Here is a 17,601-nt window from a genome sequence, read left to right on the forward strand (position 1 = left end):
GCCCGGTTTACATCGACGGCGTGGCAACTACACTTGGTAACTGCGGCGACGATAGACCTTGCCGCTGTCCCAATCCTTCTGAGCAGTCATGAGACGGCAGGCACGTTTGCCGATCGTTGCGCGCGCGGTCGATTTTGGATTCTCGTCTCACGGATTCGGAGGAGCCAATCATGCAAACCGTTCTAAGAAGATATTCTGGAAAAGGCGCAAAAGAACTATTCGATTTGCTGGAGAAGCGCAAGGGAGATGTCGAAGAACTGATGGGCAGCGTCAAGGGTCTGGTGTCGTACACACTCGTGCAAAGCGCCGACGGAGGATACTCCGTGACCGTGTGCCGGGACGCGGCAGGTGTCGATGAAAGCGTGCAGCGAGCGAAGGACTGGATCGCGAAAAACGCGGGCGACATTGGCGCGGCTGCACCGGAAGTGACGGCGGGGACGGTCATTGCTCACGTGAACCGGTCTTAGTGCCGGGAGCGCGGCGCACGCGGAGCGTGCGTCGCTTTTCACCCACGTCGCTTCACCACTTCGCTTCCGATGTCCCCGGCGGCATCGATTCCCGCGCATATCCCGTTGCTGTCCGCTCCATCCGAGCGCTTGGCCGCACCGCGATCAACTCGCCGAATCCCGATTCATAGCGCTCGACATACGGTGCGATATCCGGCTTCGCGATCTTCAACCCGCCATCGACGCGCCCGAGCCCCCGCAACCAATGCCCCGTTTGCGCGAGCGAAACCTGCACGTGCCAGCTTCCGCCTTCGCGCTGCTGCTTCCACAGCGCCGCCGCCGCGCCGAACGCCATCAAAAACCCGCTCGCCATATCGAGCATCTGCATCGGCAATGGGCGTGGCTTGCCTTCGCCGGCCGCTTCGCCTTCGGCCGCGTTGAATCCCATGGCGGTTTGCACGAGCGAATCGAACCCGCGCCGTGACGCCCACGGTCCTTCAGTGCCATACGCGCTCAGCGACGTATAGACGATGCCCGGCCGACGCTCAGCCAACGCTTCCGGCCCGAACCCCAGCGAAGCAATCCCACCCGGCCGATACCCCTGCGCAAACACATGCGCCTCGTCTATCAGCTTCCAGAGCGTGTCGCGATCGCCGGCTGACCGGAGATCGAGCAACGCCGAACGCTTGCCGCGGCTCGTATCCGCGATCGCGGGAATGTTCGGCAGATGCGGCGCATTCACGAGCATCACATCGGCACCGAACGCGGCGAGCGCCCGTCCGCCGACCGGCCCCGCGAGAATGCGCGTGAAATCGAGCACGCGCAGACCGTCGAGCGGACGCGCATCGGCGGACAAGGCGGGCAGGGCGCGAGGCGGCGCATCGCCGATGCGCGTGATCGTCATCAAGGGCTGCGCGGCGATGGCCTGCGCTTGCGGCGTCGCATCCCATTCGTCGAACGTGCGCAGCATCGTGACGACGAGACCTTGCTCAGCCGCGGCGCTCTCGTAATCGCACGCGCGCCACGACAGCAACGCACGCTCCGCTTCCTCGCGCGTCGCGGTGCGCGGATCGAGCCCGAGCAGACGCAGCGCGCCATCCTGATGATGTTCGAAGTTCGCGTGGATGCGCACGTAACCATCGGCGCATCGATAGAGGCCGGAGAAGCGTCCCCAGGTCTCGGGCTCCTTGCCATCGACGGTAAACGCCCCCGTGCATTCGACAGCCGCGTGCGTCATATCGACGGACACGCGCTGCCTTTCGACGCCGCGCGCATGGGCAAGCTCGCACGCGGCCAGTGCCGCCGCGCCGATGCTCGCCTGCGCCGCCGTGCCGACAGCAAACGTGGATGGAAAGACGGGATCGCGACCGGGAAGGCCGATGAAAGAAAGCGCATCGTCGGGCAAGCCGGCGATGCGCCATAGGCGGTGCAGCGTATCGAGAGAGGAGGTCATGATCGATCGGCGCGAGTGCTTCGTATGAAGCACCCATTATCGCGCCAACCGCATCAATGACGCCGCGTCGCCAGTTCCGTGCCCTGACGCAGCGCTTCGAGCATGCTGCGTTCATCGGCGATGCCCTTGCCCGCGATATCGAACGCCGTGCCGTGATCGACGGAGGTGCGGATCACATCGAGCCCGACCGTCACGTTCACGCCCGCTTCGAGGCCGAGCACCTTCACGGGACCATGCCCCTGATCGTGATACATCGCGACGACGAGATCGAAGTCGCCACGCCCTGCGCGATAGAAGAGCGTATCGGCGGGCAGCGGTCCCGTCACGTCGAGCCCGCGTTCCTGCAAGACCTTCACGGCGGGGATGATCTTCTCTTCTTCCTCGCCATAACCGAACAGCCCGTTCTCGCCCGCATGCGGGTTGATCCCGCACACGCCGATGCGCGGCTTCGCGATGCCCGCCTTCACGAGCGTCGCGTTGCCGCGCTCGATCGTGCGCTGCACGAGACCCGGCTCGATCTTGCGGATCGCGTCGATGATGCCAATGTGCGTCGTCACGTGAATCACGCGCAATTGCGGTGCGACGAGCATCATCGACACTTCGTCGACGCCCGTCAGATGCGCGAGCATTTCCGTGTGGCCGGGGAACTTGTGGCCGCCCGCGTGCAGCGCTTCCTTGTTGAGCGGCGCCGTGCAGATCGCATCGATCTGATTCGCCTGCGCCAGCTCGACCGCGCGCGCGATGTACTGATACGCCGCGTCGCCCGCGATGGCGGACAGCTCGCCGAAGGGCAGATCGTCGGGAATCAGGCCGAGATCGATGCAATCGATCACGCCTGGTTCATAGCGCGCTTCGGTCGCATCCTTGATGCGGCGCACCGTCGCCTTGCCGCCGACGATCTCGTTCGCGCGCTCGAGACGGCGCGCATCGCCGATCACGAACGGACGGCACTGCTGATAGACGGCATCGTGCGCGAGGCTCTTGACGACGATTTCCGGACCTACGCCGGTTGCGTCGCCCATCGTGATGCCGATTACGGGAAGATAGTTGCTCATGATGTTCGTCTGGTGGTGTCGTGTCTCAACGCGAGACGGGAATATCCGCCCCGCGCAAATGCAAATAGGCGCCGAGCAGCGCGTGCTCGCTGCCGAACGCGCCGGCTTTCGTGACGATGGACGGGCCCTTGCCCGTCGATGGCCTTCCGAGCGCGACGCCCGCTTCGATCTCGCGCAGGAGTTCGAGGCTGCCGACGTTCGCCGCGGCGAGGATCGCGCGCGCGGTTTCGCCGCCGGTGGCGATCAGTCCGCCGAGCTCGTCGAAGTGAGGCGCGACGAGCGCCGCGAGCGCATTCGACAGCAGTGCGCCTTCGGCGGGATCGAACGCGTCGTCGCGGCCGATGCGCACGATCGCGTCTTCGTTGCCGCGCACCTTTGCGCCGATGCGCTCGCGCCACGCCTGCCATTCCGGATGACGCGCGCCGTCGCGCAGCACGGCGGGCGGCACGATCGTTTCGCAGACGCCCGCTTCGGCGCACAGCAACGCGCACTGGCGCTCGGAGATCGGGGAGAGACTGCCGACGAGCGCGAGGATCGGCCCTTGCGCCGGCTCGATGGCGCGCGTCGCCGGCAGGGAAGCGCTCGCATCGAAGAGATCGGGCAGCGCGGCCAGCTCACGCGCGAGACCGCCCGAGCCGACCCAGAAAAACTGCTCGTCCACGGATGCCGTCACGCGCGCAAGCGACGCGAGATCGTCGCTGGTTTCGGCATCGACGATGATCGCGTCGACGCCATTCGCCGATGCCGCCGCCGATGCGACCATCGCGGCGACGTCTTGCGGCGCGGCGCGGAACGCATCGAGCGGAACATGCGCGACGCGCAGGCCGACCATGTCCAGCATCGCGCGCAGTCCCGCGTTCTGTCCGGCGTTCTCGAGCTTCCACGTTTCGGTGTCTTCGAGCGGCACGCCGCGCACGATCACGCGGCCGTCGCGCACGGTGCGGCCCGTCGCGGGAAACGCGGGCGTGACGATCGCCGGTCCGGCGATCTTGGTCAGCGCCGCGACCTCGGCGGTCCAGTTGCCGCGCAAGGTCGAATCGATCTTCTTGTACAGCCGCCGCCCCGGCGCGCGCAGCGTCTGCCAGGCGCTCGCCGTGCGCTTCGCGGCATCGGCGGGCGTGAGGCGGCGCGTGTCGGTGTCGGCGGCGATGACCGCCGCGCCGGCATCCGATGCATTCGCGTCGAGCGATACGACCGTCTTGCGGCCCGCCGCCGCGAACGCGATTGCGCAGTCGGCGGCGCCCGAGAGATCGTCGGCGACGATCAGCAGGCTCTTCATTGCGTGGCCCCGCGTGCCTTCGAGCTGGACGATGCGCGTGCTTCGTTTCGCGCGCTCACGCGTTTGGCGATCGCTGCCGTCAGGATCGGCGACACGATGGCGGTCACGACCACGCATGCCGCGACGAGCAGCGTCGCCGTCTTCGCCGCTTCTTCATAGACCGGATTCGCCGCCGCGATCAGCGCCGGAACCGCCGCCGCGTTGCCCGCGGTATTCGCCGCCGCCGCGCCCGCGACACCCGTGCCGCCCGTCAGACGATCCGCGAAGTAGAGCGGAATGCCCGTCACGATGACCACCGCGAAACCCAGGCCGATGCCGAGCAGACCGGCTTGCCAGACCTTGTGCAGATCGAGGCCCGCGCCGAGCGCCAGCGCGAAGAACGGAATCATGACCGGCACCGCGCGGGCCAGGAAGTCGCGCATCTCGCGATCGAGATTGCCGAGCAGCATGCCGACCGCGAGCGGCAGGATGCTGCCGACGAGCGTCGGCCACGGAAACGCGGAAAGGCCCGCGACGCCGAGCGTGACCATCGTCAGGAACGGGCCGGATTCGAGCGACATGATCGTGTACGCGCCGACGTCTTCCGAGCGGCCGTACTGACCCATCAGCGCCATGTAGAGGCCGCCGTTGGTGTCGTTCATCGCGGCGACGACGGCGAGCGTCGAAATGCCGGCGAAGAGGCCCGACGTGATCGGCTGCTCGCCGAGGAAATGCCCGAGCACGACGCCCGCGATGATCGCCGTGCCGACCTTCGTCACGAACAGCGCGCCACCTTTCTTGAGGAGATAGGGCGTGGCCTTCACGTCGATGCTCGCGCCCATGCAGACATAGAACACCGCGAGAATCGGCAGCGCGCCCGTGAAGAGCGCGTTCGTGAACGAGCCGAAGAACTTCGGCATGCCGGGCATGAACGTCGCGATCAGCGAGCCGATCAGCAGCGGGACGATCATCATCCCGCCGGGCACGCGCTCGACGGCGCGCTTGATGTGAATTTGAGCCATACGTGTCTCCAGAGTGGTTTCTGTCCGATTCAGTCACAAATTGATCGAATCAATCAAAGCGAAGTGTAGTCCTCCGCCCGGTTTTGCGCAATTCGAGCGGTATTGGTGTTTACAGTGATCGGTTCGGAGAGATTCGCTTGCGCGAATGATTGAATCGGTCAAAATATGTGTCGGATAGACAGATGCGACACGCATTCACCGCGCCCGGGCCGTTCGCTACACTGTGCCGCGCCGGAAATCGTCCGAACTCAGGGAAGAGAATGAAAGTCGAGAAACGCCGCGAGGCCATGCTCAAGGCCGTGCTGTCAGGCATGAACGATGTCGCCGCGCTGTGCGATCACTTCGGCATGTCGGAAGCGACGGTGCGCCGCGACCTGCGAGCGCTCGCCGAAGAGCGGCGCATCGTGCGCACCTACGGCGGCGCGGCGTCGGTGGGCATGCACGAACCGGAGGAATCGCTCGATATCCGGCGCGAGAGTTTCCGGGAGCAGAAGGAAGCGATTGCGCGCGCGGCGGCGCGGCACGTGCAGGACGGCGACACGATCTTCCTCGACGGCGGCACGACGAACGCCGCGCTCGCCCGCTGCCTCGCCGGGCGCACGGAGATTCACGTCGTGACGAACAATCTGCTCGCGGTGAGCGCGCTTGCCGCGGCGGACGTGCGCGTGACGCTGATCGGCGGCGACGTGCGGCCGTCGAGCATGAGCACGCTCGGGCCTTTCGCGCAGGTGGCGCTCTCGCGCGTCACTTTCGACAAGGCGTTTCTCGGCGCGGACGGTGTCGTCGCGGGACGCGGGCTGTGCGAAGCGACGGCGGAGCAGGCGTTCCTGAAGGAATGCATCGCCCGGCAGGCGGCGGGCGTGTTCGTGCTGGTGACGTCGAACAAGCTGGAGCGCGCGAGCCAGCAGCACTGGACGCCGCTGGAGCGCAAGTGGACGCTCCTTACCGATGCATTGGCCGAAGCGCCGGTGCTCGCGCGCTTCGAGGAGCTGGGGAACGTGACGGTGGAATGCGCGGAGTCGAACGTTTAGACGTTACGTCGAAAGAATCGTGACCAGCGCAACGGCGGAATCGCCCGCGAGCTGACCGCCGTTGTTTTCCGCGAGCGCGACCTTCGCGCCGGGACGTTGCCGCGCGCCCGCCTTGCCGCGCAACTGCTGCGTCAGTTCGACGATCTGCGCGACGCCCGTCGCGCCGACCGGATGCCCGCGCGAGAGCAAGCCGCCGCTCGGATTCACCGAAATCCTCCCGCCGATGCCCGTATCGCCGGAACGGATCAGCTTCGGCGCGTCGCCCGGCGCGCACAGGCCGAGGTTCTCGTAGTGGATGAGTTCGGCGGGCGCGGATGCGTCATGCAATTCGACGACATGCACATCCTCGGGTCCGATGCCCGCTTCCTCATACGCTTCGCGCGCCGCGCGCACGGCGACGAGCTCGCCCGTGCCATCGGCTTTCGCCGAGACGATCGAGCTCGCGCGGATATACACCGGGCGAATGTCGTGCTTCGCCGCGAAATCCTCCGAGCAGATGAAGAGGGCCGCGCCGCCATCGCCGATCGACGAGCACATGAAGAGCGTGAGCGGATCGCTGACCATGCGGCTCGTCAGCACTTCCTCGACGCTCGTCTCCTTGCGGAACTGCGCGTGCGGATTGAGCGAGCCCGCGTGCCGGCTCTTCACGACGACGCGCGCGAAATCGCTCGCATCGGCGCCGGTCTTGTCCATCCACTTGCGCGCCTTCGCCGCGTAAAGGTCCATGAAGAGGGAGCCGGTTCCCGTGGTCACGCCTTCGGGCAGCGGCTCTTCGAGATCGACGGCCTTGGCGAACGCGCCGAACGAAACCGCCTTGTCCTCGTGCGACAGCTTTTCGACGCCGACGACCAGCGCCGTTTCCGCCTGCCCCGACGCCACCGCGAGCCACGCGAGATTCAGCGCGGAGCTGCCGGACGCGCAGGCGTTCTCGACGTTGAACATCGGCTTGCCGTCGAGCCCGGTATTGCGCAGCGACGACTGCGCGCGAATCATCTCCTGACCGGTCACGACGCCCGCCGCCGCGTTGCCGAAGAACACGCGATCGACATCGTTCACGGTGACGTGCGCGTCCTTCAGCGCGAGCGACACCGCTTCCTCCGCGAGCGACTTGAGATTGCGTTCGAGAAACTTGCCGAAGGGCGTCATGCCGACGCCACCGATCACCACTTTGCGCATGGTTGTCTCCATTGCATTGATTGAAAGAAAGCCTTAATCGAGCGTCTTGCCGCGCGTTTCCGGCATGCGCGCATAGACGATGCAGCCCGCCGCGCACACGGCGGCCACGTAGATCCACAGGTATTGCGAGAGACCGGCGTTGTTCATCGCGGTGACGATGGTCGGCAGCGTGCCGCCGAAGAGCGCCGCCGATACCGCATAGGGCAGCGCAACGCCCGTGGCTCGCACATGCGCGGGGAACTGCTCGGCCATGACGGTGGCGCAGGTCGCGGCGAAGCCGGACGAGAGCAGCATGCCGATAGTGACGATGACCGTCGCGGTCCAGTAGTCGCTGTTCAGAAAGTGCAGCGCGGGATACGCGAAGAGCGCGGAGCCGGCGGCGAACGCGAGCAGCACGGGCTTGCGTCCGATGCGATCCGAAAGTATGCCGAGCAGCGGAATCGCGACGAGCGAGACGACGATCGACACGACGCTCGCGCTGAACGCATCGCGCAGCGGCAGGCCGCGCATATGGGCGAGCGTCGGGAAGAGCACGAGCCAGAGATAGTTGCAGAGATTGCCGGCCATCGCGATGCCGATCACGCGCAACGCGGCGCGCCGATGCTCACGCACGATCGTGATGAACGGATGCCGGGTGTGCTGGCGCGACGATACGTTCTTTTTGAACGTGTCGGTTTCGGATACCGCGAGCCGGAACCACAGCGCGACGAAGCCCATCAGTCCCGCGATCGCGAAGGCGATGCGCCAGCCCCACGCGGCCATCGCGGGCGCATCGATCATCGACGTGAGCAATGCGCCGATCGATGCCGCCACGAGCACGCCCGCGTTCACCGCGAAGTGCTGCCACGACCCCGCGAAGCCGCGCCTCGAAGGCGACGCGGATTCCATCAGGAACGTCGATGCCGAGCCGAACTCGCCGCCCGCGGCGAAGCCCTGCACGAGCCGCGCGGCGACGAGCACGAGCGGCGCCGCGACGCCGATCGATGCATAGCCGGGACACGCGGCGATCACGAGCGAGCTGCCCGCCATCAGCGCGACGGATAGCGCGAGGCCGTTCTTGCGGCCGTGGCGGTCGGCGTAGGCGCCGAGCAGCGCGCCGCCGATGGGCCGCATCACGAAGCCGACCGCGAATACCGCGAAGGTCGCGAGCAGCGCGACGCTCGCGTTGTTCGCCGGAAAGAACTGCCTTGAGAACAGCGACGCGAACGTCGCATAGATGATCCAGTCCGTGAACTCGACGATGGTGCCGAGTGTCGCCGCGACGATCGCCTTTCTCTGTGCACGAGTGAGCGGCGTCGCGCCCGGCTCGGCTACGTTCGGAAGCGTGGTGTCCATGATGTCGTCTCCGTGTGGGTATGTGATGGACGCATCGTAGGTTTGGCTTTCCGCCCGCTCAAACGACATTTTTTGCGCTGTCGATTGACTTCTTCTCAATCGAACAAAAACTCAATCGACCTCGCAAAAAATGTCGTTTGAGCACACGCGATGAGGCGGCCTAGCATCGGGGCATTCGTTCAAGGAGACAGCAATGAATGCTTCAAAGGAAGTCGCGATTGTTACGGGCGGCGCGAAGGGCATCGGTTTTGGCATCGCGCAAACACTGGCACGCGACGGCAAACGCATCGCGCTATTCGATCTCGATCGCGCCGCGCTCGACGAAGCCGCGACTCGACTCGCAGCACAAGGCGCGGACGTCATGACATTAGCGGTCGATGTGACGGACAGTGCATCGGTGAATCGCGCGGTGGAAACAGTCATGGAGCGCTTCGAACGCATCGACGTGCTCGTGAACAACGCGGGCATCGTGCGCGACAAGCGCATCACGCGCATGAGCGACGACGACTGGGATGCCGTCATCAATGTGAATCTCAAATCGCAGTTTTTATGCTGCCGCGCCGTGCTCGCGCACATGAGCGCGGCGAAGCACGGGCGCATCGTGAATATCTCGTCGCGCGCGTGGCTCGGCGGCGCCGGGCAGGCGAACTATTCGGCGGCGAAGGGCGGCGTCGTGAGTCTCACGCGCAGTCTCGCGCTCGAATGGGCGAAGGACGGCGTGACGGTGAACGCGGTCGCGCCCGGCATCGTCGACACGCCGCTCTTTCAGGCGTTCGATGACGAGCTTCAGGAGAAGCTGAAGAAGTCGGTGCCGGCGCAGCGCATCGGCACCCCGGAGGATATCGCGGAAGCGGTGCGCTTCTTCGCGCGGCGCGAGGCGTCGTACATCACGGGGCAGACGCTTTATGTATGCGGCGGACGCTCGCTCGCGTCGCCGAGCGTTTGAGGAGCGGAGGACATCATGACCATTCGCTACAGCGTGTCCGATCACGTCGCCGTCTTGACGCTCGACCGGCCCGAAGCGCTCAACGCGCTCGATATCGATACGCTCGTCGAACTGCGCGCGCGTCTCGCCGATGCCCGCGACGATGACGGCGTGCGCGTGATCGTCATCACCGGCGCGGGCGCGAAATCGTTTTGCGTCGGCGCGGATCTGAAACGCACGTTGCCGCCATCGACATCGTTCGGATCGTCGTTCGTGAAGTCGATCGATCGTGCGGGCGCGGAAGGCATCTATGTGCGTTTGATGGAGCTGAGCTCGTTGCGCATCTTCAAGCCGGTCATCGGCGCGATCAATGGTTATTGCCTCGGCGGCGGGCTGGAGCTCGCGCTGCAATGCGACTTGCGGATCGCATCGAAGAGCGCGGTGTTCGGCTTGCCGGAAGCGGTCGTCGCGAGCATTCCCGCCGTGTGCGGCATTCAGGCGTTGCAGCGCGCGGTGCCTTCTGCCATCGCGATGAAGATGCTTCTCACCGGCTGCAAGATCGATGCGGACTATGCGCATCGGATCGGGCTGGTATCGGATATCGCGGAACCCGAAGCCCTGATGGACGATGCGCTGCAACTCGCGCGCACGATCGCATCGAACGGGCCGCTCGCGGTGCAGATGATCAAGAAGGTCATCGAGACGAGCGCGAACGTGCCGCTCGCGCAGGCGCTCGAATTCACCGAACTCGCGTGGGGTGCGATGCGCGAATCGGAGGATCGTGTGGAAGGGCGCAAGGCGTTCGCGGAGAAGCGCAAGCCTGTCTATCGCGGATATTGATTCATCACGCGGAAAGCAGCCATGTGCGAAACGCGGCGAACTCGGGATTCGAAAGATGCGCGGGTGGATAGATCAGGTAGTACGTGAACGCGCCGAGATCGAGCACGAAGGAAAACGGCATGACGAGCGTGCCCGCGCCCAGTTGATCCGCGACGAGCACGCGCTGCGCCATCGCGATGCCATGCCCTTGCGCCGCCGCGAAGTACGCGAGGATCGAGCTTTCGTAGGAGAGGCCGCCGAGCGGATTCACGCCTTGCACACCGGCTGCATCGAGCCACTTCGCCCAGTCTTCGCGGCGCGCGAGCGAATGCAGAAGCGGCACGTTGCGCAAGGCTTCGGGCGATGCGTCGTTGAGATCGGGATGCGCGCGCAAAAACTCGGGGCTGCATACCGGCACGAGCTCGTTCGGCACGAGCCGGTCGCAGCCGAGATCGGATGAAGGCGCGTGCGAAAGACGAATGGCGGCATCGACATCTTCGGTGTTGAAGTCGACCGGTTGCAGCGATGTGGTCAGACTCACTTCGATATCCGGATGGTCGCGATGAAACGTCGAGAGACGCGGCAGCAGCCAGTTCATCGAGAACGTGGTGTAGGCGCGGATCTTGAGCGTGCGCCGCTTGCGCGCTTCGGTGAGATTGACGGTCGCGGTGCGCAATGTGTCGAAGCTGCGGATCACGTCGGAGAGATAGCGCGAGCCCATCGGCGTCAGCGTGATCGCGCGATGTCCGCGCTCGAAGAGCAGCACGCCGAGCTGGTCTTCGAGCAGCTTGATCTGGCGGCTGACGGCGGCGGGCGTCACATTCAGCTCATCGGCGGCGAGCTGGATGCTGAGCAGACGTCCGCAGACTTCGAAGGCGCGCAGCGCGTTGAGTGACGGAAGGGTTCGCATCGAATGATGGTAGCAACGCGGGCGTGAGCGCGCCAGCCGTGAAGATACGGAGAAGGAGACGATCATGTTGGAAGGTTTGCGAGTGTTGGCGTGCGGTGCGCGCGATGCGGTGAAGCTGTGCGCGACTTTGCTCGAACGTGCGGGCGCGCAAGTGGATTGCGCCGCGACGGATGTTTCGGGCTACGAGGTCATCGTCGTTTCGTCGGATACGGACGATGCGAACGTAATCGCGCAATGGAAGGCATCGGGCACGCGCATTGTGTGCGACATCACCGCGACAGGCCCGCAGGATTCGCGCGCCGGCCAGCCCTTTACCGACGCGCAGGTTCAGGCGATGAGCGGCCTCATGGACACGACCGGCTTTGCGCATGGCGCGCCGGCGCGCATCGGCATTGCGCTGACGGAGATATCGGCGGCGCTGTATGCGGCGTCGGCCATCGCGTCGGCGGTGCGCGTGAAGCGCAGGCGCGGCATCGCGCAGAACATCGATGTGACACTGATGGGCTGCGCGGCGAGCGCGCTCACGACCTTCCTGCCCGCCGCGTTCGCGCGCCGCACGGCGGGACGCGTGGGCAACCGTCATCCGGCGTGCGCGCCGTGGAACGCATACCGCACGCGCGACGGCTGGATTCTCATTTGCACGAGCACCGAAGAACAGTGGCGCAAGCTCAGACAGGAAGCGCGCGTGCCGCAACTCGACGACGCGCGTTTCGGGACGCTCGCGGATCGCGTGTGTCATGTCGATGCACTCGACCCGCTCATCGAAACCTGGACGGCGACGCTTTCCACCGGCGACTGCACGCGCATCTGCGAGCGCATCGGCGTGGCGGCGGGGCCGATCGTCGGCATCGGGGATTTGCACCGCGAGCCGAACTTCCGCATGCGTCATCCGGAAGCGGCGCGCGCGATCGAAACAGACGGCATCGATGCCGGCACGTATCGGCGGGTGTCGGTCTTCGCACGGTCCTCGTTGAGCGAAGCGGTCGCCGTGGCGAAGCGGGAAACGCGTGAGCGCATCGATGCCGCGCCGCTCGCGGGCGTCAAGGTGATCGAGATCGGCCAGTACACGACGGCGCCGCTCGTTGGCAAGCATCTCGCGGCGCTCGGCGCGCAGGTCGTGAAGATCGAGCCGCCCGAGGGTGAAGTCGCGCGTTCGTGGGCGCCGGGGCAGGGCGGCACGAGCTATTTCTTCGCGCTCAACAACACCGACAAAGAGACGATCGCGCTCGATCTCAAGCAGGAAGACGATCGCGCGCACTTGCGCACACTGCTCGAAGACGCCGATGTGCTCGTCGAAAACCTGCGCCCCGGCGCGCTCGCGAAGCTCGGTTTCACGCGCGAAGCGCTCGGCGCGATCAATCCGCGCCTCGTCTATTGCTCCATATCGGGCTTCGGCATCGCGTCGGCGTATCCGTCGCGGCCCGCGTTCGACACCGTCATCCAGGCGATGGGCGGCCTCATGGATCTCACGCGGAGCGAAGGCGCGCCGGTGAAGATCGGCGCATCGGGCGCGGACATTCTCGGCGGGCAGGCCGCGTTGTTCGCAATTGTCGCGCGGCTGGCATCGTCGACGGAGAGCGCTGGCGAGTTCATCGAAATCTCGATGCAGGATGTCGCCGCGTGGTGCGCGCTGTTCGCGGCGGGCAAGGCCGAATCGCGCGGACAGGCGCTCGCCTGCCTCGACGGCCACATCTGGACCGAAGCCGGCGTGTCCGATGCGCAACGCGCGCGCTGCATCACGCAGCCGAAAGCCGTGGCGGCGAGAATCATCGAGCATGCAGTGCCGGTGATGCGTGTCGACGAGCTGCTCGAAGACGGCGACTTTCTCGCCGATGTCCTGAGCGCCGCGCGCGATGCGAACGGCGCGTTCTGGCCGGTGCTGAAGCTGCCTTATCGATTGACGAAGACGCCCGCGCGCGTGCGTGCCGTGCCGGGCGCGCCGCAAGCTGTCAGGCGCGCCCCGCCAGCGCCAGCACCCGCTCCAGTTCCGGAAGACCGACCGGCTTGACGAGATGCGCATCGAAGCCGGCAGCGCGTGTGCGCGCGATGTCCTCGTCCGAGCCGAGGCCGGTCATCGCCGCGACGATCACGCGCTGGCTGCCGGGCGTCCTGCCGTCGTCGCGCATGCGCCGGATCACGTCGAAGCCCGTCATGCCCGGCATCGACAGGTCGAGCAGCACGACCTGCGGCCGCGATACCTCGAACGAATCGAGCGCGCCGGGTCCGTCATAGGCGGCGCGCGCCTGATGGCCGAGCATATCGACGAGCAGCGTCATGCTGTCGGCGGAGTCGCGGTTGTCGTCGACGACGAGCACATCGAGCTGGCGGCTCGCGACGGCGGACGGCGGCGCGCCCGCCGATGCGCCTTGCACGGGCGGCTCCGCGAGCGGCAGCCATAGCGAAAACGCGCTGCCCTGTCCCGCGCCGCCGCTCTTCGCCTCGACATGCCCGCCGTGCAGCTCCGCGATCGCGCGCACGAGCGTAAGGCCAATGCCGAGCCCGCCTTCGTCGGCATGCGCGCCCGGCGGATGCTCCTGCACGAAGAGATCGAACACGATGCCGAGCGCGTCGGCGGAAATGCCGCGGCCTTCGTCGATCACGCGCACCATGGCCGAGCCGCCACGCGGCCCTGTTTCGAGCGTGATCGTCGAGCCGTGCGGGCTGAACTTCGACGCGTTGTTGAGCAGGTTGTTGAGCGCCTGCACGAGCCGCGTCGAATCGCCGTTGACGAAAAGCGGCTGGCCGCCGTCCTGCACGACGATGCGCTGCCCGCGCTCGTCGCACAAAGGCTGGCTCGCTTCGACGCTCAGATGCACGACATCGGCGATATCGACGGTCTCGGTCGTCAGGCGGATCTTGCCCGAGCTCACGCGCCCGGCTTCGAGCAGATCGTCGACGAGGTGGGTGAGATGCGCGAGCTGCCGGTCGACGATCTGACGGCTGCGGATCACGTCGGCGTCGTCCGATGCCTTCAGCTTCAGGATGCTCACGGCGTTGCGAATGGGCGCGAGCGGATTGCGCAATTCGTGGCCGAGCAGCGCGAGGAACTCGTTCATGCGCCGGCTCGACGCTTCCAGTTCTTCGAGACGCCGCCGCGCGGTCATGTCGCGCGTGATCTTGACGAAGCCCTGCTCGCCGCCGTTGGCGTTCGGCAATGCGCTCAGGATCACGTGCGCCCAGAACTCCGAGCCGTCCTTGCGCACGTGCCAGTCCTCGTGCTCGACGCGGCCGCGCTTCGCGGCGAGCGCGAGATCGTCGCCGGGGCGGTCGCGGCCGTGCTCGTCGGACGTGTAGAAGAGGGCGAAGTGCCGGCCGATGGCTTCCTCGGCCGTGAAGCCGTAGATGGCGTGCGCGCCGTCGTTCCAAGAGCGCACGTAGCCGTCCTCGTCGAGCATGCAGATCGCGTAATCGCTCACCGAGTTGATGAGCAGACGCAGGCGCTGATTCGCCTCGGTCGCGACGAGGCGGTCCGTGATGTCGTGCACGAAGCACGCGAACTGGCGCTGGCCTTCGTACCACACTTCACTGATCGTCAGCTCGGCGGCGAACTCGCTGCCGTCGCGGCGCAACGCGGGCAACTCGACGCGCTTGTTGATCATGCGCGCCTCGCCCGTCGCGAGATAACGCGTGAGTCCCTTGCGATGCATGTCGCGAAAGCGCTCCGGCACGATGAACGACGCGAGTTCCCTGCCTGCCACTTCCTGCGCCTTCCAGCCGAAGAGCAGCGTCGCGGCCTCGTTCCAGTCGACGACCATGCCCGCTTCGTCCATCGACACGAACGCGACGTGCGCGTTGTCGAGCACGGTCTGACGGCGGCGCATGGCATCGGCGAGCTTTTTCTCGTACTCGGTGCGCAGCGACGACTCGACGGACAGATCCGCCGTGACGCTCGCATTCTCCTTCACGAGCTGGCGATTTTCCTGCGCGATGTCCTCGCGCGCGATGGTCTCCGCGATGCACGCGCAAAACGCATCGAGGATGCTGATGTCCGATTGCGCGAAGCGATCGACCTCGCCGGAGATGAGCTTCAGCACGGCAACCGAGCGGCCTTCGTAGACGACCGGCGCGACGACCATCGATACGGCGCCGACCGCCTCGCACGCGGCGCGGTCCACGCGATGATCGGTGGCCGAATTGCGGCAGATGAGCGCCTGCTGGCGCGTGATGCAAAGCCCCGAAAGGCTTCCGGATGTGGGCAGCCGCGTGCCGATGTGCGCCGCCGCCGCGCCGCTCGCCGCGCGATATGTGAGCTCGTCGCCCTCGATCCATTCCACCACCGCGGAGGCGACGTCCGCGACTTCTTTCAGCGTGTCGGTGACTTTCTGCAAATAGGCGGGAAGCGGCAGCCGCGAATGCGCGAGGCTGGCGAACGTGGCGAACCATTTCTGGAAATTCGCCTGGCGCTTCTGTTCCGCCTTGATTTTATTTTCCGGTGTCGACGCCTCGTATCGAGTCCGCATAGACCATTTCCAGTCGATGGATCGCGACGTTGAATCGCGGAAGCATCGCGAGTTTGTGAGACGGATAATCGCCTCAATTGGAACACAAATATAGCGGCAATCGTTTGACGAAAAGAGAGATGCGGAATGCGTGTTTGAACCGACGCGGGCGGCGGCGCAAGGCGTCAGGGATTATTGCCCGAACTTTCGGTTTCGCTATTCGAAAAGCCAGTCAGATAATCCCGGTCTCATCGGGGTTCAGTATGGATTGCCGCGCGAAGCGAGTTCCGCTTCGGTAAATTCGTCGCTGATAATCGGATTGGCGATTCCGGCCGGTGAGCTAATTGTGCCCAAATAATAGGCGCGGCTTATTCAAGAATAAGCTACATCGAATAAGCATACCGCCCGACGACTTCGCTCACGCGCTCCAGCGCCTCGGCCAGCATTTCCGGTTCCACCGATCCCAGCGCCAGCCGCAGCGCATGCGGCACCTGCGCCGCAGTGGAGAACGGCTCGGCCGTCGACACCGAAATCCGCTGTTCCAGCAACGCCGCGGCGATGCGGTCCGCGCGCACGTCCTCGGGCATCGGCAGCCACACGAAGTACGAAGAGGGATGCGCGATCCGCGTCAGGCGCCCGAGCGCGCGCGCGGCAATGCGCTGACGCATCGATGCATCAGCGCGCTTCTCTGCTTCGAGCCTCTCGACCGTGCCGTCCTCCAGCCAGCCGCACGCAATCGCCGTCATCACGCCGGGCGTATTCCATGTCGTCACGCGGATCGCACGCTCGATCTTGCGCACCCATTCGGTCGGCGCGGCCACATAACCGACACGCAAGCCCGTCGCCACATTCTTCGAAAACCCGGACACGTGCACGGTCAGCTCCGGCGCGAGCGCGGCGAGCGGCGGCGGCGCGTCTTCGGCGAGGAAGGCATAGGCGGCATCCTCGATGACGACGAGGCCGTGCCGCCGCGCGACCGACACCAGTTGCCTGCGCCGCGTCGCCGTCATCACCCAGCCGAGCGGATTGTGGAGCGTCGGCATCGTGTAGATGGCGCGTACACGGCGGCGCCTGCACAGCGCATCGAGCGCGTCGGGATCGGGGCCCGCGCCCAGGGCGGGCAAAGGCGCGAGTTCGAGCCGATGCGCCTCGGCCAGCAACTTGAAGCCGGGATAGGTCAGCGCGTCCACGGCGACGACATCGCCGGGTTTCAGCAGCGCCATCACGGTCGTGGCGAGACCGTGCTGGGCGCCGTCGACGAGCATCACGCGGTCCGCGCTCACGTCGAGGCCGCGACGCGCCAGATGACGCGCGACCGTCGCCCGGTCGCGCGTGCGTCCGCCGTGCGGCTGATAGCGCAGCAGCGCTTCCAGATCGCCCGCCGATGACAACTGCCGCAACGCATTGCGCAGGAGCTCCGCCTGGCCGGGCAACGCGGGATAGTTGAAGTTGAGATCGAGCATGTCGGCGGCGAGCGCCACCTGATCGATGCCCAGATCGCGCGGCAATACCGTCTCCTTGACGAACGTGCCGCGCCCCGTTTCGCCGCTGACGAGGCCCATCGTGTTCAGTTCCGCATAGACGCGCGTCGCGGTCACGATGCCGAGCCCCTCGCGCGCGGCCAGTTCCCGATGCGTCGGCAGGCGCGCGCCCGGCTTCAGCCGGCCCGAGCGGATGTCATCCGCGAGTCTGTCGACGATCTGCTTGTAGCGAGGCGGTTTCGGCATGAGCG

At 65.9% G+C, this 17,601-nt stretch carries 14 protein-coding genes; 5 read left to right on the forward strand and 9 right to left on the reverse strand.

Annotation, left to right across the window (positions count from 1 at the left end):
- Positions 1 to 170: 170 nt before the first annotated feature.
- Positions 171 to 467, forward strand: coding sequence for a hypothetical protein (locus tag AC1Z32_RS00560; protein WP_483476770.1), 297 nt, complete (start codon positions 171 to 173; stop codon positions 465 to 467).
- A gap of 52 nt (positions 468 to 519) precedes the next feature.
- On the opposite strand, the gene AC1Z32_RS00565 is transcribed toward AC1Z32_RS00560, so the two are convergent.
- From AC1Z32_RS00565 to AC1Z32_RS00580, 4 genes are read right to left on the reverse strand one after another with little or no spacing between them, the layout of a single operon-like run.
- Complete coding sequence (locus tag AC1Z32_RS00565) at positions 520 to 1,899, reverse strand: CoA transferase (RefSeq protein ID WP_483476771.1); 1,380 nt, start codon at positions 1,897 to 1,899, stop codon at positions 520 to 522.
- Between the two features lie 53 nt (positions 1,900 to 1,952).
- On the reverse strand, positions 1,953 to 2,954 hold the full coding sequence (gene pdxA, locus AC1Z32_RS00570; protein ID WP_483476772.1) for a 4-hydroxythreonine-4-phosphate dehydrogenase PdxA: 1,002 nt from the start codon (positions 2,952 to 2,954) through the stop codon (positions 1,953 to 1,955).
- A 25-nt stretch (positions 2,955 to 2,979) separates the two neighbouring features.
- A complete protein-coding gene (locus AC1Z32_RS00575) occupies positions 2,980 to 4,233 on the reverse strand; it encodes a four-carbon acid sugar kinase family protein (protein WP_483476773.1) in 1,254 nt (417 codons plus the stop codon).
- Positions 4,230 to 5,234, reverse strand: a complete 1,005-nt coding sequence (locus tag AC1Z32_RS00580; protein WP_483476774.1) for a 2-keto-3-deoxygluconate permease — start codon at positions 5,232 to 5,234, stop codon at positions 4,230 to 4,232. Before AC1Z32_RS00580 ends, AC1Z32_RS00575 begins: the two co-directional genes overlap by 4 nt.
- A 260-nt stretch (positions 5,235 to 5,494) precedes the next feature.
- Between AC1Z32_RS00580 and AC1Z32_RS00585 the strand changes: the two genes are divergently transcribed.
- Positions 5,495 to 6,265, forward strand: coding sequence for a DeoR/GlpR family DNA-binding transcription regulator (locus AC1Z32_RS00585; protein WP_483476775.1), 771 nt, complete (start codon positions 5,495 to 5,497; stop codon positions 6,263 to 6,265).
- Positions 6,266 to 6,268: 3 nt separating this feature from the next.
- On the opposite strand, the gene AC1Z32_RS00590 is transcribed toward AC1Z32_RS00585, so the two are convergent.
- Positions 6,269 to 7,441 carry a thiolase family protein gene (locus AC1Z32_RS00590; RefSeq protein ID WP_483476776.1) on the reverse strand — a complete coding sequence of 391 codons (1,173 nt, stop codon included), beginning with the start codon at positions 7,439 to 7,441 and terminating at the stop codon, positions 6,269 to 6,271.
- Between the two features lie 33 nt (positions 7,442 to 7,474).
- Positions 7,475 to 8,776, reverse strand: coding sequence for an MFS transporter (locus tag AC1Z32_RS00595; protein WP_483476777.1), 1,302 nt, complete (start codon positions 8,774 to 8,776; stop codon positions 7,475 to 7,477).
- 193 nt (positions 8,777 to 8,969) lie between these two features.
- Between AC1Z32_RS00595 and AC1Z32_RS00600 the strand changes: the two genes are divergently transcribed.
- Both AC1Z32_RS00600 and AC1Z32_RS00605 read left to right on the forward strand, forming a co-directional pair.
- The gene (locus AC1Z32_RS00600; protein WP_483476778.1) at positions 8,970 to 9,722 is read left to right on the forward strand and encodes an SDR family oxidoreductase; all 753 of its coding nucleotides are present in this window, start codon (positions 8,970 to 8,972) and stop codon (positions 9,720 to 9,722) included.
- A gap of 15 nt (positions 9,723 to 9,737) precedes the next feature.
- Positions 9,738 to 10,541 carry an enoyl-CoA hydratase/isomerase family protein gene (locus AC1Z32_RS00605; RefSeq protein WP_483476779.1) on the forward strand — a complete coding sequence of 268 codons (804 nt, stop codon included), beginning with the start codon at positions 9,738 to 9,740 and terminating at the stop codon, positions 10,539 to 10,541.
- 4 nt (positions 10,542 to 10,545) lie between these two features.
- Here AC1Z32_RS00605 and AC1Z32_RS00610 read toward each other — a convergent pair whose 3' ends face one another.
- Entirely contained in the window at positions 10,546 to 11,430 is an 885-nt protein-coding gene (locus AC1Z32_RS00610) for a LysR substrate-binding domain-containing protein (protein WP_483476780.1), read from the reverse strand.
- 64 nt (positions 11,431 to 11,494) lie between these two features.
- Between AC1Z32_RS00610 and AC1Z32_RS00615 the strand changes: the two genes are divergently transcribed.
- Positions 11,495 to 13,438, forward strand: coding sequence for a CaiB/BaiF CoA-transferase family protein (locus AC1Z32_RS00615; protein ID WP_483476781.1), 1,944 nt, complete (start codon positions 11,495 to 11,497; stop codon positions 13,436 to 13,438).
- Here the strand turns inward: AC1Z32_RS00615 and AC1Z32_RS00620 are convergent.
- Together AC1Z32_RS00620 and AC1Z32_RS00625 are read right to left on the reverse strand one after the other, a co-directional pair.
- Entirely contained in the window at positions 13,380 to 15,890 is a 2,511-nt protein-coding gene (locus AC1Z32_RS00620; RefSeq protein WP_483476782.1) for a hybrid sensor histidine kinase/response regulator, read from the reverse strand. The two genes, AC1Z32_RS00615 and AC1Z32_RS00620, sit on opposite strands and share 59 nt — an antisense overlap.
- A gap of 362 nt (positions 15,891 to 16,252) precedes the next feature.
- Positions 16,253 to 17,596 (reverse strand): aminotransferase-like domain-containing protein, encoded by a 1,344-nt coding sequence (locus AC1Z32_RS00625; RefSeq protein WP_483476783.1) that lies wholly within the window; start codon positions 17,594 to 17,596, stop codon positions 16,253 to 16,255.
- Between the last annotated feature and the right edge of the window lie 5 nt (positions 17,597 to 17,601).

The sequence above is a fragment of the Caballeronia sp. 11_S32 genome (assembly GCF_056930355.1).

What these genes read in the sequence shown, in the direction of transcription:
- AC1Z32_RS00585 (WP_483476775.1), top strand. Translation starts at nt 5,495, where the DNA reads ATGAAAGTCGAGAAACGCCGCGAGGCCATGCTCAAGGCCGTGCTGTCA.
- AC1Z32_RS00580 (WP_483476774.1), bottom strand. Translation starts at nt 5,234, where the DNA reads ATGGCTCAAATTCACATCAAGCGCGCCGTCGAGCGCGTGCCCGGCGGG.
- pdxA (WP_483476772.1), bottom strand. Translation starts at nt 2,954, where the DNA reads ATGAGCAACTATCTTCCCGTAATCGGCATCACGATGGGCGACGCAACC.
- AC1Z32_RS00590 (WP_483476776.1), bottom strand. Translation starts at nt 7,441, where the DNA reads ATGCGCAAAGTGGTGATCGGTGGCGTCGGCATGACGCCCTTCGGCAAG.
- AC1Z32_RS00625 (WP_483476783.1), bottom strand. Translation starts at nt 17,596, where the DNA reads ATGCCGAAACCGCCTCGCTACAAGCAGATCGTCGACAGACTCGCGGAT.
- AC1Z32_RS00575 (WP_483476773.1), bottom strand. Translation starts at nt 4,233, where the DNA reads ATGAAGAGCCTGCTGATCGTCGCCGACGATCTCTCGGGCGCCGCCGAC.
- AC1Z32_RS00615 (WP_483476781.1), top strand. Translation starts at nt 11,495, where the DNA reads ATGTTGGAAGGTTTGCGAGTGTTGGCGTGCGGTGCGCGCGATGCGGTG.
- AC1Z32_RS00560 (WP_483476770.1), top strand. Translation starts at nt 171, where the DNA reads ATGCAAACCGTTCTAAGAAGATATTCTGGAAAAGGCGCAAAAGAACTA.
- AC1Z32_RS00610 (WP_483476780.1), bottom strand. Translation starts at nt 11,430, where the DNA reads ATGCGAACCCTTCCGTCACTCAACGCGCTGCGCGCCTTCGAAGTCTGC.
- AC1Z32_RS00565 (WP_483476771.1), bottom strand. Translation starts at nt 1,899, where the DNA reads ATGACCTCCTCTCTCGATACGCTGCACCGCCTATGGCGCATCGCCGGC.
- AC1Z32_RS00620 (WP_483476782.1), bottom strand. Translation starts at nt 15,890, where the DNA reads ATGCGGACTCGATACGAGGCGTCGACACCGGAAAATAAAATCAAGGCG.
- AC1Z32_RS00600 (WP_483476778.1), top strand. Translation starts at nt 8,970, where the DNA reads ATGAATGCTTCAAAGGAAGTCGCGATTGTTACGGGCGGCGCGAAGGGC.
- AC1Z32_RS00605 (WP_483476779.1), top strand. Translation starts at nt 9,738, where the DNA reads ATGACCATTCGCTACAGCGTGTCCGATCACGTCGCCGTCTTGACGCTC.
- AC1Z32_RS00595 (WP_483476777.1), bottom strand. Translation starts at nt 8,776, where the DNA reads ATGGACACCACGCTTCCGAACGTAGCCGAGCCGGGCGCGACGCCGCTC.